Below are 16,682 nucleotides of genomic sequence, written 5' to 3'. Positions count from 1 at the left end.
TATAAGCTTTTTGAAAGTGTTTGAATTTTTCTGCTTTTATTATAACAAAATAGGACTAACCTGACTGGAAATAAAGGGGGAGCAGGCATGTCAGAAAATCACCAGCGTTTGTAGTGTAGGAAAGCATCAGCTATAAGAAAGGCGATCAGCACAGGTGAAGGCCAATCTTCAGTCATGGTATGACAAGGCTGGAAATAGTTGGTCGGCTAATGTTCATTTGTTTGTGTTTTTGCCATGTGGTTGGAAATTAGTCATGATGAAAGAAATTCGTGTATGGGATTTGGCTGAGAAATTGTCCTAGGATGGTTTTGATTGATGTCAGAGAAGCAGATGAATAGGAGCATCCTGTCGCAAACGGTCTAGTCTAGCTGAGGCTTGATCTATTTAATTTGACGGCCGTCTTGATCAAAGTAACAGATTTCGCCATTGATGACCTGTCTGCCCGTCACTCTGAGACCATTATCTTTATCAAGATAATACCACGTTTTGCCACCATCGGGGGTCACAAAACGGCCCTTGATTTGTTTGCCTGTTTCATCAAAAGTATAACGTTTGCCCTTGATCGTTTGACCGCCTGTTAAAACTTGTCCGTTGTCCTTGTCAAGGTAATACCACGTTTGTCCGCTATCAGGAGAGGCAAAGTCACCTTTGACTTGAGAACCGTCAGCATTGAAGTAATAGGTTTTCCCTTGTATCGTTTGCAGTCCAGTCAGAACATGTCCGTTGTCTTTATCAAGGTAATACCACGTTTGTCCGCCATCAGGAGAGGCAAAGTCGCCTTTAACTTGAGAACCGTCGGCGTTAAAGTAGTAAGTTTTACCTTGTATCATTTGCAGCCCTGTCAGAACTTGCCCGTTGTCCTTGTCAAGGTAATACCAAGTTTGTCCGCCATCAGGAGAGGCAAAGTTGCCTTTGACTTGGGAACCGTCAGCATTGAAGTAATAGGTTTTCCCTTGTATCGTTTGCAGTCCAGTCAGAACTTGTCCATTGTCCTTGTCAAGGTAATACCAAGTTTGTCCGCCATCAGGAGAAGCGAAGTCTCCCTTGACTTGGGAACCATCGGCGTTGAAGTAATGGGTTTTCCCTTGTATCGTTTGCAGTCCAGTCAGAACATGTCCGTTGTTCTTGTCAAGGTAATACCATGTTTGTCCGCCATCAGGAGAAGCGAAGTCGCCTTTGACTTGAGAACCGTCGGCGTTGAAGTAATGGGTGTTGCCATCAATGCTCGTTAAACCAGTTGCTAATTGCCCATCGGCCTTACGATAATACCAGTGTTGGTTAGCTGTGAACCAACCTTGAGGCTTAACGTCTTGATTGAGCGGGGTCAGATAGACATTTTGGAAGGCTACAGCACCATCCCACAGTCCTAGGCCAACATAAGCTTGATTAAAATAGTCTTTGACAGATGCAAATTTGTGGTTCATGACTTCCTGACCATCAATACTCAGGCTGACACTGTCCTTGGTCTTGTTAATAAGCAAATGGTGGTAGTGATTATCGTTAAGTGCTGTATTCAGCGGTTGTTCAGCGATAGTATCTCCTTGGAAGTAGTACAGTCTGACACTAGCCTGATCGCCCAGTTGGAAGGCATAGGCGTTGGCTGGGTCGGTTGCTGGAGAGGCAAAAAAGATGTTAACTAAACCTTTTTGATATTTGACGTCAGCTTCCAGTTTGTATTCAGAGTAAGGGAGGCGCTCGGTCGACATGATGGCATCGTTAGCACTGGTATTGCTGTCAAGCAACTCTTTATCATCAACAACCCACTGACCAGAAATGACTTTGAGATCTTTTAAGTTGGTCTTGAAATTATTCTCAAAGATACTAATCTTATAGGTTTTAGTCAAGTTAGGATTTTCTTTAGAGCTTGCTGTCAGAGTCAAAGTCCCTGCCTTTTTAGCCGTCAGGGTTACCTTACTGCCAGATTGACTAAAATCAACAAGGTCGGGTTTATCCAATTGCCAATTGATATCTTGCTTAACTTGGGCGGGAGCCAAATAGGCTTCGAAACTGGTTGATTGGCCAAGATTTAAACGTGTTTCAGTTTGGCCGGTTCCGACCAGTTTGAAAGGTTTATCAGCTGCAACTTTATCAGTCCAGATGGATTTGAGAGGGTAGAAATAAATATCAGCCTTGGCGTCGCCTCCTTCTGCGAAGACACTGGCTCCCAAACTGTCTGGGGCTGGGAAAATTTGGTTAGCACCAGTAACGGTATCCCCCTTGGCGAAAACTTCTAAACTGGATCGATCAACGAAAATATGGAGAGAAATACTGCCGTCAGCATTGGTCGTCACCTTTTGCTTGTTGACCTCGGCAAATTTATCGTTAAGAATGACTCCAGACTTGGTTCGGTCAATGGAGAGCTCTTCTTGCTTCAAATCATAGACCACCAGTGTCTCTTGGTCTTTGGATTGGCGGACTTTAAAGCCGACCTTAGTCGTCGTCGCACTTGGCCTAAAGGTTGCAACAATTTCATAACTATCAGATTTGACATCCTTGAGTAGATCATTTTGAGCTGTAACGGTAACGTCTTGATAGCTGATGGCTTTAGCAGTATCCCGAAGTGTTTTGTAAATTTCAAGCGGTGTTTGCGTCAGAACGTAAGTGCCATTTTCCTTGACCAAGCCCAACTGGAGATTAAGATTGTAAGTACCGTTGAAATCTTGGTCAACTGTTTTAGCGACTAGATTGCAATAGTCCCACGTATTCATCCAATTCAGTTCCGTCAATTTCGGAATGGTTGGATTGGCTTCGGTACCAAAGTCCTGAACATAGTAGGTCATAGCGGCATAAGAATCTTTGCCAAAGTTCATCACACCGTCAGATTCTTTATAAGCTTGATCTGGGCTGAAGGTCCACTTGCCGTCAACTTGCTTGAAGTCACCTACCTTATAGTAACGGCCGCCGCGAGAAAGCACCCATTTGATCGTGCCATCCTCTGTTTGGATTGGATAGAAGTCGGGACACTCAGTGTGGATATCAGGGTAAGTCGATTCAACTGACCAATCTCGTAGATTATCGAAGAATAGATACGCAAAGGACCACCAGCTAGCACCATGAACCACTTATTATTCCAATGGAAGACTTTAGGATCACGAAAATCCTTGCTTTGCAGTGGGTCATCGGACCAATCTGCCGCCACTTGATCAACCTTGATCCACGTTTGACCTTCATCAGAGCTATAAGCTAATTTAATCCGTTGTCCGTTACCATCGGCAGTGACCAAAGCCACTAAACCGCCTTGACCATCCTTGAAGAAGCCAGAACTATTGTGTTCATCGACTACAATACAGCCTGAGAACATGGTACCGTTAGTGTCGGGATAGAGAGCGATAGGCTGGTCTTCCCAATGAATCAGGTCTGTACTGGTGGCATGAGCCCAGTGCATTGGTCCCCATACCTGATCATCATAGAATTGGTAGAAGAGATGGTATTTACCCTTGTAATAGACTAAACCATTAGGGTCATTTCCCCAGCCATCCTTGACGGAATAGTGGTACTGGTCACGGAAGAGTTCGTTGTAGTAGACTTCCTTGGCTTGCCGGCGATGAACATTGATCCGATAAGTCAGACTGGCTTGATTAGCTTCGGTAGTAACTGTGCTGGTTACAGTCAAGTAATTAGCACCGACAGCCAGAGGAATATCATCGTTTAACTGATATTCTTTACCAGTGCTGTCGCTAATCGTAATCTGAGCCTTATCGTTCTTTGGTTTAATGGCTAATTTAACACTGGATGCTGCATTATCAACATATTGGATGCTGACGGGAGCATTGGAAAGGAACTGACCTTTCTTCTCAACTTGACCTTTGTCAGACGTGACAGTAATGTCAGCTAGTTCAGGATTTAGATTATCAGTAATTGGGGTATAGTAAGTATTTTGGAAGACGGCTTCACCGTTCCAGTTAAGCAGGCCCAGATACCCCTCTTTAATGACGGTTCTTTGACCTTTGTCTTCTTTTTGCAGGGTATAGTCACCTGTAGAACCGACTAAGTGCCCATTAATGTAGAAGGATAGCCAGGAATCAATAGCAACAACTCTGAGAAAGTAATTGCCATCGGCGCTAGGTTCGATTTGCTTTTCATCAATCAGCTGCTGGTCTTCTCCTCTGTCCCAACGCCAGAATTTACTCTTCTTTGTGCCTCCATCAATGTTAATGGCATAACTATTTTGAACATTATTAGGATCTGTACTCCGGAAGATTAGACCGACAGCTCCTTGTTCTTTCAAAAATTTGATATCTGTTGAATAGACAAAATCACCAGCCTTAATGTCAGAAATATTCCAGCTGTCTCCCTTGTCTAAGGCATTGCTGTAGAGACCGTCATCTCGAACTTCCCAAGTTCCGTTTGTTGATTTGAGGTTGGTCAAATTGGTTTGATAGCCCTTTTCAGCAACCTGAGCCACATCAGCTTTTTCGACAGTGATACCAGCATCGGCTCTTTCAGCCACTGGCGTTGCATCGTCGGAAGTAGCGACTTCTGCTTGATCAGCTTCTGAATCAACAGTTGATCCGCCTTCGTCGGTCGATTGTGCTATCCTCTCTGCTTGTTGGGATGAAGTGGTATTTCCACTTATTTCCGCACTGTTATCTTTACTCTCAATAACAGCTTGGCTATTGGCTGGGATTGTTGTTGCCCCTTCTGACGTTTCATCAGACTTGATGGTGTCAGCCACTTGTGCATTGGGAGTGCTAGTAGCTGGTGCCGTTTCCCCAGCAAAAACAGGATTGCTAAGAGCCAGTCCTGCAACCAGCAGAGTAACCAAACTGCAGCCGTAAACCCAATGTTTGCCGCGTTTGTGCATATACCAGCCATGTGTTTTTGTTTCCTTTGACGGACTATCTTTCATGATAGATTTCCTCCTTTTTTGCGTCTTGCCTTTATTATAAAACTCTTGTGAGCGCTTTACAATATGCAAATAACAATTCTCTATTTGCAAAAATCATATAAAAAATAATGAGAATATTATTTTAATGCAGGTTTTGCCACCTTTTTAGAGGAAAATCTGCCATTATCCAATCGTGTCAATTACTGTCCCTAAAAATGAGATTTGTTATAATAATTCTATGAATGAATTGATTAAGCACAAGTTGGAGTTGCTGCCAGCTAGTCCTGGTTGCTACATCCACAAGGACAAAAATGGTACTATCATCTATGTGGGAAAGGCTAAGAATCTGAAAAATCGGGTGCGATCTTATTTTCACGGCAGTCACGATACGAAGACGGAGATGCTGGTCTCAGAAATCGCCGATTTTGAGTATATCGTCACGGGATCCAATACCGAAGCCCTTCTCCTAGAAATCAATCTGATTCAGGAGAATATGCCCAAGTATAATATTCGGCTCAAGGATGACAAATCCTACCCTTATATTAAGATTACTAACGAGGTTTATCCTCGCCTCATGATTACCCGTCAGGTTCACCGCAAAGATGGGATTTATTTTGGTCCTTACCCCGATTCAGGAGCAGCAACCGAGATTAAGCGTCTGCTGGATCGTATTTTCCCTTTTAAAAAATGTACCAATCCAGCTAATAAGGTTTGTTTTTACTATCATTTAGGACAATGCAATGCCCACACTGTTTGCCACACTGATCAGGCTTACTGGGACGGTCTCAAAGAGGATGTCAAAAATTTCCTCAACGGCAAGGATAATAAGATTGTCGATCAAATCCGCGATAAAATGCTTAAAGCGTCAGAGCTGATGGAGTTTGAGCGAGCTGCCGAGTACCGTGATCTTTTGGAAGCTATCAGTACCCTGCGTACCAAGCAGCGAATCATGAACCAAGATATGATTGATCGCGATATTTTTGGCTATTATGTCGACAAGGGTTGGATGTGTGTACAGGTCTTTTTCGTCCGTCAGGGCAAGCTCATTCAGCGGGATGTCAATATGTTTCCCTACTACAATGAGCCTGAAGAGGATTTTCTCACCTATGTCGGTCAATTCTATCGTGAGAGCAAGCACTTTCTACCTAAAGAAGTTTTTATTCCGCAGGATATTGATGCTGAGCTTGTCAAGGCGGTCGTAAGAACCAAGGTTATTAAACCACAGCGCGGCGAGAAGAAGCAGTTAGTCAACCTAGCGACCAAGAATGCCAGAGTCAGTCTGCAGCAAAAGTTTGACCTTTTGGAAAAAGATATCAGAAAGACCAAAGGAGCTATTGAAAATCTTGGAGAATTGCTCAATATCCCAGCCCCTCGCCGTATTGAAGCCTTTGATAATTCCAATATTCAAGGAACTAGTCCAGTTGCTGCTATGGTCGTCTTCGTTGACGGTAAACCCAGTAAGAAAGACTATCGTAAGTTTAAAATCAAGACGGTTGTTGGCCCAGATGACTATGCCAGTATGCGTGAGGTTATTTATCGTCGCTACAGTCGGGTCATGCGAGATGGTTTGACACCACCTGATTTAATCGTGATCGATGGTGGACAAGGTCAGGTCAATATTGCAAAGGAGGTCATCCAAGACCGTCTAGGCTTAGACATTCCTATTGCAGGTCTTCAAAAAAACGATAAGCACCAAACCCATGAATTGCTCTTTGGTGATCCTCTGGAAGTCATTGATCTGCCACGGAACTCCGAGGAATTCTTTCTCCTTCAGCGTGTACAAGATGAGGTCCACCGCTTTGCTATTACCTTCCATCGTCAGGTTCGCAGCAAGAATAGCTTCAGCTCCAAATTGGACGGCATTTCTGGCCTTGGACCTAAACGCAAGCAGCTCCTGCTCAAGCATTACAAAAGCCTGACCAAGATTCAAGAAGCAGATGTGGATGATATCGTCAACTGTGGCATACCGAGGAATGTAGCAGAGGCAGTAAAGGAAGCACTGACACAAGAAGTTGTAGATAAGACATAGAAAAAGATAAACTCAAGTGTGTTACAGCTTTTTTATCTGAAGCAAGGATAATTAGGAGTAAAAATTAGTAAAAGGCAGGCGATAAGATCGTTTGCCTTTTATAGTCGTATCAGAAAATTGCCTGCCTTCCCTATTTATGATACTCTAAGTCTACTGAAACGATAGAAAGGGATTCTTATGGTAAAAGAATACGATTATATTGTCCTTGGCGGTGGTTCTGGGGGGATTGCTTCGGCTAACCGAGCTGCTATGCATGGCGCAAAAGTGCTCTTGATTGAGGCAGCGGAGACTGGCGGGACCTGTGTCAACCGTGGTTGTGTTCCTAAAAAGGTCATGTGGTATGGGGCTCAGGTTGCTGAAGCGATTCATAAGTATGCTGGTGAATACGGTTTTACAGTGGGAGATACAACTTTTGATTTTACGACCCTGAAAAATAACCGTGAAGCCTACATTGACCGTATCCATGGCTCCTATGAACGAGGATTTGCGGCAAATGGTGTAGAGGTACTGAATGCTTATGTCACCTTTCTTGATGCCCATATCTTAGAAGCTGACGGTGAAACCTATACAGCGCCCCATATTCTCATTGCGACAGGTGGGCACGCCCTCGTTCCTGATATCCCGGGAGCTGAGTATGGTATCACTTCCGATGGCTTCTTTGAGTTAGATGTGGTTCCTAAGCGCGTGGCTATTGTAGGAGCTGGCTATATCGGTGTTGAGATTGCTGGTCTCCTTCATACCCTAGGCAGTGATGCCCACCTCTTTGTTCGTAAGGATCGCCCTCTTCGCAACTGGGACAATTACCTAACGGACGCTCTCATGGAAGAAATGGAAAAAGACGGTCCAACCCTGCATAAACATTGTGTACCAAAAGCAGTGGTCAAGAATGCTGATGGTTCCTTAACCCTCATCTTTGAAAATGGTGAGGAGCATACCACTGATGTCATTATCTGGGCTATTGGGCGTGTCGCTAACACGAAGGGCTACGGACTGGAAAACACCGGTGTGGCGCTTAACGAGCGTGGCTTTATCCAAGCTGATGAATACGAAAATACCAATGTATCAGGTGTTTACGCTATCGGTGATGTCAACGGTAAGATCGAGTTAACCCCAGTTGCCATCAAGGCAGGACGTCAGCTGTCAGAGCGTCTCTTCAACGGTCAAACAACAGCTAAGATGGATTATACCAATGTCCCAACCGTAGTCTTTAGTCACCCAGCCATGGGCAAGGTTGGCTTGACGGAAGAACAAGCTATTAAGCAGTATGGGAAAGATCAAATCAAAGTCTATACCTCATCCTTTACTTCTATGTATACAGCCTTGGCTGACAATCGCCAAGTGGCTCGCATGAAATTAGTTGTTCAAGGCGAAGATGAAAGAGTTGTCGGCCTCCACGGTATCGGCTATGGTGTTGACGAAATGATCCAAGGGTTCGCGGTTGCGATTAAGATGGGAGCTACCAAAGCTGATCTTGACAACACTGTCGCTATCCACCCGACAGGTGCGGAAGAATTTGTTACGATGAGATAAGGCTAATAGATCTGCATCAAACGGAGGACAAGATAAAAGACAAAAAATCCCAAATCAATTCATGATTTGGGATTTTAGCTAGTTCTTTTGATCCAAAAGATAACGGCGCACTTCCGAAATAAAATAGAGGGAGCCTGTCACGATAAAGAGATCGTCAGAATCCTTGGCCTTATCCAGCCATTCTCGAAAATCAGCAACCTTTGAGTAGGTTTCAGGGTAGTCTGCTAAATCGGCTGCTTCTGGGAAAGCAAAAGTGGTGACGCTGAGCTCCAGCCCCTCTAGCAGCGTTAACATTCCAGAAAGATTTTTTCGCTTTAAGCCTGCAAAAAGCAGCTGTTTAGAGCGGTTTGGGAAATCTGTTTTTAAAAGATTGATTAGGGCCTGAATACCTTGGGGATTGTGGGCTCCGTCCAGCAGAATGTTAGGTTCGATTAGTTCACCGCGACCGGGCCAGAAAGCAGATCGTAAACCAGTCCTGATTGCAGCCTCATCGATCTTAGGAAAATGTTTTTGAAGAAGGAGACTGGCCTCAGTGGCCAAGGCTGCATTATATTGCTGGTGAGACCCGAGAAGGCTCAGGCTTAAATGCTGCAAGCTGCCCAACGGACCTTTGAAATCAAAGCCATTGCTGGTATCCTCAATCCAAAAGTCCCGACCTGCTTGATAGAGGGGAGCTTGTAACTGCTTGGCTTCATTTTCAAAAACGATCTGAGCTTTCTGAGGGACTGGACCAAGAATTATTGAGCGTCCAGACTTGATGGCTCCGGCCTTATGCCAGACAATGTCTTCCAGACGGTTGCCCAAGGTATCCAAATGATCATAACCAATAGAAGTGCAGATAGTAGCCAAGGGCGTAATGATATTAGTTGAATCAAAGCGGCCGCCGACTCCAGCTTCGATGATGGCGATATCAACTGGCTGTACACGCTCAAAATACAGGAAAGCAAGAACCGTGACTAATTCAAATTCTGTCAAAGTCCCCATCTCTGTCTCAGTCAGTTTCTCTAGCCAAGGGCGGACTAAATCGAAAGTTCTTACTAGATCTTGGTCGCTGATAGGCTGGCCGTCAACAGCTATTCTTTCATTAAAACGAGTGATAAAAGGCGAGGTAAAGGTCCCAGTCTTGTAGCCGGCTTGACTAAAGATAGCTTGGAGCAAAGCAGTGGTTGAACCTTTGCCATTAGTCCCGACAATATGAAGACTGGGAAAGCCTGCTTGGGGCCTTCCCAGTTTATCTAATAGCCAATTTAATCGCCTGAAATCAGGCCGGCGTCCATAAGCCTTGTGGCTGTGGATAGTTTGCAAGGTTTCTTGATAGGTTAGCATTATTGTTGAGGTGTCTGGCCAGCGTCTCCGCCAGTTTGCCCTTGATCAGTCGTACCAGCATTTCCATCAGTTTGCCCTTGGTCGATCTGACCTCCTTGGTCACTAGCTTGTCCAGAATCAGCTGCTTCTCCATTTTGATCCTGTCCTTGGGTTTGATCCTCTGTTGGCTGACCATCTTGCGTTTGACTGTTGTTAGCATCGCTAGAACTTGCCTGACTATTGCTGTCCTCTTTTTCTTTAATGACCGTTGTCGTAGAAGTGTCAGATGATTTGTCGTTATTGGAATTATTGCGGGAGATAGCAAAATAACCCAGTGCCCCCAAAATAGTAACAAGCCCTGCCGCAATAGCCACTATTTTTTGCAGTGCTGAGAAACCTTTCTTAGCGCCACGAGCAATTTTTTTAGTAGCTCTTGCCTTAGGAATACGTCTTTCTGTTTCTTGGCGAATAGGGGTGTGACTAAGTTCCGTATTTTCTTTCTTTCTGCGTTGCGAACGTGAGTATTGAGACATGGTGAATTTTCTCCTTAAAAAAGTTTTCTAGCTACTAGTTTACCAAAATCTGAAAAAAAATTCTTAAATAAAGTGGCAGGGTCATTTCTCTTCATGTCCGAACCTTGAATCGGTTTTCTGCCTGCCTCTTGCCTATTAAATTATGCTATAATGAAACTAATTGACTGTTAAAGGAACGACTATGATTTATTTTGATAATTCAGCTACAACCCAACCCTATTCCGAAGCCCTTCACAGCTATCAAGAGGTGGCAGCTAAAATTTTCGGTAATCCTTCCAGCCTGCATGGCCTTGGCGACCAAGCAACCCGTTTGCTGGAGGCTTCTCGCAAGCAAATTGCTCAGCTATTAGGCAAGTCAGCTGAAGAAATTTTTTTCACATCTGGCGGAACTGAGAGCGATAACTGGGCCATCAAGGGACTAGCCTTTGAAAAAGCCCCCTACGGCAAACATATTATCGTGTCAGATATTGAACATCCAGCTGTCAAAGAATCTGCTAAATGGTTGGCTACTCAAGGATTTGAGGTCTCTTATGCCCCTGTTGACAGCCGCGGCTTTGTAGATGTGAAACAATTAGCTGGCCTCCTACGGTCGGATACCATCCTGGTCTCAGTCATGGCTGTCAATAATGAAATTGGTTCTGTCCAGCCTATCCAAGCTATTTCAGAAATTTTGGCTGATCGGCCGACTATCTCTTTTCATGTAGATGCTGTTCAAGCTATCGGAAAAATTCCGACTGCCAGCTATTTGACTGACCGAGTTGACTTTGCTTCCTTCTCGGGACATAAGTTTCACGCGGTTCGTGGTGTCGGCTTTCTCTATAAGAAGGTTGGTAAGCGCATCAGTCCGCTTTTGACAGGAGGCGGTCAGGAAAATGGATTGCGCTCAACGACTGAAAACCTAGCCGGTATTGCGGCTATGGCCAAAGCCCTGCGTTTGACCTTGGCTAAGGAAGAAACGGCCCTGCCTCGGATTGCGGCGATGAAAGCTATTATCTACGATGAATTGAGTAAGTACCCTGATATCAAGCTCTTTTCTGAAAAAAGTCAAGACTTTGCTCCCAATATTTTAACCTTTGGCATTAAGGGAGTTAGGGGAGAAGTAGTGGTACATGCGTTTGAAGAGCATCAAATTTATATCTCCACCACCAGTGCCTGCTCCTCTAAGGCTGGCAAACCAGCCGGTACGCTGATTTCGATGGGAGTACCGACCAAGGCAGCTCAGACAGCTGTCCGAATCAGCCTGGATGATGACAATGATATGAGTCAAGTTGAGCAGTTCCTAACTATCTTTAAACAAGTTTACGAAAAGACCAAGAAAGTCCGTTAAGGATAAGAAATAAGAAAGGATGTCCGGCAGTTGATCGTCGGACTTTTGAAAGATGATATGCAGTATTCTGAAATTATGATTCGCTACGGTGAGCTTTCGACTAAGGGGAAAAATCGCATGCGTTTCATTAATACGCTCAAACGCAATATGCAAGATGTTCTCTCTATCTACCCAGAGGTCACGGTAACAGCAGACCGAGATCGCGGTCATGTTTTCCTTAATGGGGCTGACTACCGTCCTGTCGCTGAAAGTCTCAAGCAGATTTTTGGCATTCAAGCCTTTTCACCAGTTTATAAATTGGAAAAAGATATGCCCACCCTGCGGAAGGCTGTCCAAGACATTATGGCTGGTCTCTATCATGAAGGACTAACCTTCAAGGTTTCCAGTAAACGCAGCGATCATCAATTTGCATTAGACAGTCGTGAGCTCAATCAAGATCTTGGTGGAGCCGTCTTTGATGTCCTCCCTAATATCAAGGCTCAGATGAAAAAGCCTGATATTACTCTCAAGGTAGAAATCCGTGATGAAGCAGCCTATATCTCTCATGAAGAAATTAAGGGTGCTGGCGGTCTGCCAGTTGGCACAGCAGGCAAAGGTATGCTCATGCTCTCAGGTGGTATTGATTCACCTGTAGCAGGCTATTTGGCTCTCAAACGAGGGGTAGATATTGAAGCAGTCCACTTCGCTAGCCCACCTTATACCAGTCCGGGTGCTTTGAAGAAGGCGCAGGATTTGACGCGTAAATTAACGAAATTTGGCGGAAATATCCAATTTATCGAAGTTCCCTTTGCGGAGATTCAAGAGGAAATAAAGGAAAAGGCACCCGAAGCCTACCTCATGACCCTGACTCGTCGCTTTATGATGCGGATTACCGATAGGATCCGTGAGCAGCGCCATGGTTTGGTCATCATAAATGGCGAAAGTCTCGGCCAGGTTGCCAGTCAAACACTAGAATCCATGCAAGCCATTAATGCGGTAACAGCAACGCCAGTCATCCGTCCAGTGGTCACTATGGATAAACTGGAAATCATTGATATCGCCGAAAAAATTGATACTTTTGAGATTTCTATCCAACCTTTTGAAGATTGCTGTACCATTTTTGCACCTGACCGTCCCAAAACCAATCCTAAAATCAAAAATGTCGAGCAGTACGAAGCTCGACTCGATGTTGAAGGCCTTATTGATCGTGCGGTTAAAGGCATTATGGTTTCTGAAATCACACCGGAAGGTCAAAACGATGCCGTAGATGATATGATTGAGGACTTGTTGTAGGGGATGATAAGTGCGCAATATCTGGGAGTTTTTAAATGGAGTACTTGGCCCTTATAATTGGGATCGCCATGCGATTAATGTGCTAGGCAGCTCTAATCCATCTTCATCAGGTGCTTATTCTGCAGGATTTTTAATAGCGGTTATACTATTTGTCCTAGTGGCAGCTTATTTCCTGAAACTAGTAGTCATTGCTCCAGAATGGGAGGAGTCGACTGCTAAATCAAAGAAAAAGACTGCTAAACAGTTAAAGAAGTCTTTAACAGAAAAATTTTTTTCAGAGAATTTTTTGTTTTATTGTTTCTTAATGGGGATGATCTTCTGCTTTTGGTTATATCCTTCTATAAGAAGTTACCAAGCTCACCGTTATTTTACAGATAAAAGAAATCAGGTGACTGACTTTAAATTTATGTCAGTTACTGACTATCAGGCTGATAATGGTGGCCGTTATAGTGATCCAAGTATTTATTTAGATTTGAAAGGTTACCCTAACGGTAAGAACTATTCAGTGTTTGTTTCGGATGCTAATTCTACGCAAGTTGCCAAGGTAAGAAATACTGGGAAAAATCAACTGGTCATAGTTGGACTTAATAAATCAGGCAAACCTGTTCACATTTGGTTCACAGAAAGAAAAGCAACAAATGAAGCTATTATCGAAATCGGTTAAGAAGCGAAAGAGCGTCTCAAAGAGTTTAGTAAGTGATCTTGAATCACTTTACCTCACAGCCTTTCCTCCCGAAGAACGCCTTGACTGGGATTGGTTACTGAAGAAAGCGGATTCTGGTCAAGCAGATTTTGTAGCTTATTATGATGATTCAGATTTTGTTGGTTTCACCTACAGTCTTATGTCAGATACAGTCTATTATCTGCTCTTTCTAGCAGTAGTGGAGGACAAGCATTCCCAAGGTTATGGTTCGGCCATCCTAGCCAAAGTAGCCCAACAAGCAGGCAGTCGGATAAGAGTTTTGGTTATTGAGCCCTCAGATCAGGCCGCCAGCAATTACGGTCAGCGGCTCCGCCGTCTGGCCTTCTACCAATCGAATGGTTATCATTTAACTCCCCACTATTATTATGAAGGTCCAGAAGTGTATCAAGTTATGGCTAGTCAAACAAGGCTCCCTCTTGCTGATTTCACGAACTTGGCTAAGCTGATTGAACAAACAGGAGTTGAGATTGGCGTGGATTAGGGAGACAGCTGTCCATGACAGGAATGTTGGCTATTTTTGACCACATTGATCATTTCAATATGTGGTCTTTAAACGCTGACTTTCTCTATATGAGGATAAGCTTTTTTTATCTAACCTTTTCGGTAGTTGTTGCTTCTTGTTTAATTTCAGTTTCATGAGAGTGGGATAAGAATAAATCAAAATCGTGATTTTATCACGATTTTAATTTTTAATTGGAGTGATTTTTCTAATAGTAGTTTTTTGAAAGCGGAAACATGCTATAATACTGTATAAATAATAAACAAAAGGGGAATGTCTATGAAAAAGTTGCCACTCTCAAGAACTAGCCTTATCTGTGTGACCTTGGTTCTGGCCATTCTTGTGGTGGCCGCGTTTTACGATGCGAGCGGCTTGGCTAAGAAGTCTGAAACAAAGTCTGGTCAGGTACAAACTGCTAGAGTTGTAGCCAATGGTGATATCCTAATCCACGATATTCTCTACATGAGCGCTAGACAGTCGGATGGCAGCTATGATTTCAATCCCTACTTCAAGTATGCAAAAAATTGGATTTCAGATGCTGATTTGGCCCTTGGAGATTATGAGGGAACGATTAGCAGTGATTACCCTCTTGCAGGTTACCCTCTTTTCAACGCTCCTAGCTCTATTGCCACGACTTTAAAAGAGGCGGGCTATGATGTTATTGACTTGGCCCACAATCATATTTTGGATTCCGGTCTGTCTGGAGCTCTGGAAACTGCTCAAACTTTCAATAAGCTTGGGTTAGATACCATAGGTATCTATCAGAGAAATCGCCGCAAGGAGCCCTTTCTTATAAAAAAGGTTAATGGGATTAAAATTGCTATCCTAGGATATTCCTATGGCTATAACGGCATGGAGTCCAATCTAAGTAAGAGCGAGCACAAAAAGCATTTATCCGACTTGAATGAAAAGCAAATGAAAGCCGAACTCGCCCAAGCTGAAAAGCAGGCGGATATCACTGTTGTCATGCCACAGATGGGAGTGGAATACCAAAAGGATCCGACCAATGAACAAGTCCAGCTCTATCATAAGATGATCGACTGGGGAGCCGATGTCATCTTTGGCGGTCATCCCCATGTGGTGGAACCAGCAGAGACCTTGCATAAGGATGGACAAAAGAAATTTATCATCTATTCTATGGGAAATTTTATCTCCAACCAAAATCAAGAAACAGTTGATGATATTTGGACCGAACGTGGTTTGCTGATGGATGTGACTTTTGAAAAGGCGGGTCAAAAGACTGTTATCAAAACCGTCAAAGCTCATCCAACCATGGTTTGGCGGCAGCCTACCGGCCAAACAGTTGATGAAGGTTATGATGCCTATAATTATCAAACGTTGGTTCTGGAGGATTTCATCAAAGGCGGTAAATACCGTCATAAATTAGATAGTGCCATGAAAGAGAAGGTTGATACAGCCTATAAAGAAATGAAGGAATTGGTGAATTTAAAATGGTAGCAAAGATATGGTTGATAAGAAAGGGAATCAATGACTTTAGCTCAGCAAAAAGTGAAGTTTTTTAGTAAAGCTTATCATGATGTTAAAAGATTATATCTTTCAGCTTTTCCACCTCGTGAGCGCTTTCCTTATTTTTGCTTGCTGCTAAATAGCTTGCGCTCTCTGGTGACTTGCTATGCCTATTATGATAAGGAACGCTTTGTTGGTTTTGCTTATATTATTGAATCTAAGGAGCAGGTGTTTATCCTTTTTTTAGCTGTTAATGGGTCAGTTCGCTCCAAAGGATATGGCAGTATGATATTAGCACAGATTCGTGAATATGCTGGAAGAAAACCGCTTATTTTAACGATAGAGCCTGTCGAGAAAGACGCGCCAATAGTGAACAAAGAAGACAGCGGCTGTCCTTTTATGAGCGCAATGGATACCAACTGACATCTCATTACTATTACGAGGGGCAGGAGCGCTATCAGATATTGACTACGGAACAGAGTATTGATTTAGAACGTTTTCAAAAATTAGTCAAAAGAGCGGTTCTGGGCTTAGTGCCAATAACAGTACAGTAGGAAACATAATGAGAGAGGTTTACAATGACAAAGGAACGTTTAGCTGCGTTTACAGATGCTATACTGGCTATTATCATGACAATCTTAGTTTTAGAATTAAAGAAACCAAACCCTATTTCTTGGGAAAATCTATGGCAGTTACGAATGAATTTCTTTGCCTATACTATTTCCTTCTTTTGGTTAGGGGCCATGTGGGTTTTATTGCATCGTAATTGGCATGATATTAAAAGTATTTCCAATAAAACAGTTTGGCAGTCTTTATTAATGCTGTTTTTCTCTTCTTTTTTTCCTTATGCCACTAATCTGGTTGCAAGTGATTTCAATAATTCAGCTGCTCAGTCCTTTTATGGTATTATTGTGATAGCGATATCTTGTTCAAATTTGTGGATGCAGAGTGATCTTTCGCATATTAAGGAAAACCAAAAGGCAGAAGCCATCCAAACTTTCTCTGTCAAAAAGAGTCGATGGCTAAAACTTGATATGTTTTTGAAAACTTTAGGATTGTTTTTAAGTTTGACCATTTGGCCATCGGCTATGATGTATACTGTTCTATTTGTTTCTTTGGCTATTGTTTTTCCTAATTCGATTACTGAAGAGAAAAAAGCTAAATAAATTAACTGTACTCCTTGAAATAC

Annotated in this window: 10 protein-coding genes and 2 pseudogenes; 9 read left to right on the top strand and 3 right to left on the bottom strand. The window is 43.3% G+C overall.

The features are described 5' to 3' along the window. Positions 1-380 precede the first annotated feature (380 nt). A pseudogene (locus ACFSN5_RS05700) lies at positions 381-4,504 on the bottom strand (GH32 C-terminal domain-containing protein); the annotation flags it as partial. Between the two features lie 562 nt (positions 4,505-5,066). On the opposite strand from ACFSN5_RS05700, the gene uvrC reads away from it, so the two are divergent. Together uvrC and gorA are read left to right on the top strand one after the other, a co-directional pair. Then, a complete protein-coding gene (gene uvrC / locus ACFSN5_RS05695; protein WP_165210764.1) occupies positions 5,067-6,857 on the top strand; it encodes an excinuclease ABC subunit UvrC in 1,791 nt (596 codons plus the stop codon). 177 nt (positions 6,858-7,034) lie between these two features. Beyond that, the gene (gene gorA / locus ACFSN5_RS05690) at positions 7,035-8,387 is read left to right on the top strand and encodes a glutathione-disulfide reductase (RefSeq protein ID WP_165210767.1); all 1,353 of its coding nucleotides are present in this window, start codon (positions 7,035-7,037) and stop codon (positions 8,385-8,387) included. Between the two features lie 78 nt (positions 8,388-8,465). Here gorA and ACFSN5_RS05685 read toward each other — a convergent pair whose 3' ends face one another. Both ACFSN5_RS05685 and ACFSN5_RS05680 read right to left on the bottom strand, forming a co-directional pair. Continuing rightward, complete coding sequence (locus ACFSN5_RS05685) at positions 8,466-9,713, bottom strand: bifunctional folylpolyglutamate synthase/dihydrofolate synthase (RefSeq protein WP_165210770.1); 1,248 nt, start codon at positions 9,711-9,713, stop codon at positions 8,466-8,468. Further along, on the bottom strand, positions 9,713-10,225 hold the full coding sequence (locus ACFSN5_RS05680; RefSeq protein ID WP_165210773.1) for a DUF4175 domain-containing protein: 513 nt from the start codon (positions 10,223-10,225) through the stop codon (positions 9,713-9,715). Before ACFSN5_RS05680 ends, ACFSN5_RS05685 begins: the two co-directional genes overlap by 1 nt. Before the next feature lie 181 nt (positions 10,226-10,406). On the opposite strand from ACFSN5_RS05680, the gene ACFSN5_RS05675 reads away from it, so the two are divergent. The 7 genes and pseudogenes from ACFSN5_RS05675 to ACFSN5_RS05645 all read left to right on the top strand — a co-directional run bounded on the left by ACFSN5_RS05675 (position 10,407) and on the right by ACFSN5_RS05645 (position 16,659). Next, on the top strand, positions 10,407-11,552 hold the full coding sequence (locus ACFSN5_RS05675) for a cysteine desulfurase family protein (RefSeq protein ID WP_165210776.1): 1,146 nt from the start codon (positions 10,407-10,409) through the stop codon (positions 11,550-11,552). A gap of 57 nt (positions 11,553-11,609) precedes the next feature. Further along, entirely contained in the window at positions 11,610-12,824 is a 1,215-nt protein-coding gene (gene thiI, locus ACFSN5_RS05670; RefSeq protein WP_165211307.1) for a tRNA uracil 4-sulfurtransferase ThiI, read from the top strand. 10 nt (positions 12,825-12,834) lie between these two features. Next, on the top strand, positions 12,835-13,488 hold the full coding sequence (locus tag ACFSN5_RS05665; protein ID WP_165210779.1) for a hypothetical protein: 654 nt from the start codon (positions 12,835-12,837) through the stop codon (positions 13,486-13,488). Next, entirely contained in the window at positions 13,463-14,008 is a 546-nt protein-coding gene (locus ACFSN5_RS05660; RefSeq protein WP_165210781.1) for a GNAT family N-acetyltransferase, read from the top strand. Before ACFSN5_RS05665 ends, ACFSN5_RS05660 begins: the two co-directional genes overlap by 26 nt. Before the next feature lie 297 nt (positions 14,009-14,305). Then, positions 14,306-15,484, top strand: coding sequence for a CapA family protein (locus ACFSN5_RS05655; protein ID WP_165329034.1), 1,179 nt, complete (start codon positions 14,306-14,308; stop codon positions 15,482-15,484). Between the two features lie 30 nt (positions 15,485-15,514). Then, a pseudogene (locus tag ACFSN5_RS05650) lies at positions 15,515-16,047 on the top strand (GNAT family N-acetyltransferase). Positions 16,048-16,071: 24 nt separating this feature from the next. Continuing rightward, positions 16,072-16,659, top strand: a complete 588-nt coding sequence (locus tag ACFSN5_RS05645; protein ID WP_002264144.1) for a TMEM175 family protein — start codon at positions 16,072-16,074, stop codon at positions 16,657-16,659. The last annotated feature ends 23 nt before the right edge of the window (positions 16,660-16,682 follow it).

The sequence above is a fragment of the Streptococcus tangpeifui genome, assembly GCF_044503215.1.
Classification (GTDB): domain Bacteria; phylum Bacillota; class Bacilli; order Lactobacillales; family Streptococcaceae; genus Streptococcus; species Streptococcus tangpeifui.
This window is presented reverse-complemented; position numbering and strand designations above follow the sequence as displayed.